This window comes from Gilliamella sp. wkB292 (genome assembly GCF_001690235.1).
Classification (GTDB): domain Bacteria; phylum Pseudomonadota; class Gammaproteobacteria; order Enterobacterales; family Orbaceae; genus Gilliamella; species Gilliamella apicola_F.
Map to the genome: position 1 here is coordinate 1 of NZ_LZGO01000031.1, position 647 is coordinate 647.

The 647-nt window shown below is 25.5% G+C and carries 1 protein-coding gene; it reads right to left on the reverse strand.

All coding sequences use genetic code 11. The annotated features are described in order from the left end of the window. Positions 1-34: 34 nt before the first annotated feature. Positions 35-647 (reverse strand): FRG domain-containing protein (locus tag A9G09_RS03445; protein ID WP_141671516.1); only part of this gene is annotated, 613 nt, incomplete at its 5' end.

The window sequence follows — 647 nt, forward strand, 5'->3', positions numbered from 1 at the left end:
AACACGATAATCTTTACTTTGTGGCTTGATATTTTTAATTTGGATATCTGTTATTTGAACTATTCTTATAAGATATGTATCTCGCGGAGCTTTCGATATCGGGAAAAACCGTACTTTCATTAATATTGATTAAATCTAATTCTTGTAAAATTTTTTTCCGATTATGAATTTTTATTCTTTGAATTTTTATATGTTCGTTACCTCTTTCATTTAAAGTAGCATTTAAGCCGAATAAAAGAAAAACACCTGATTGAGAAGATATTCTAATATTATTTTTTATTCCTTTAATACAAATAACATTTTTTAAATCATATTTATCAATTCTGGGTTCAAAAAATGGTTTTTCTTCTTTAATAAAATGTAATAGTTTCTTTATACTTGGTTGTTGATTAAAACGTTCTTTTTCTCTATTAAAATTAATTGCTTCTTTTTCAATGTGAGATAGTCTTGCTAAATTTGCAATACAACTCGCTGTATCAGAGTCATAATATTTAATATATTCGTTATCTATAAAAAATAGAATTACTTCACCAATTCTTTTGTCTATTTCAATACTAGATTTACAAGCGAAATAGAGAGCTATTAATGGATTTGATGTTAGATCAAGTAATCTGGTGGGCATAGAGTAATGTTGCATTCTAACTAAT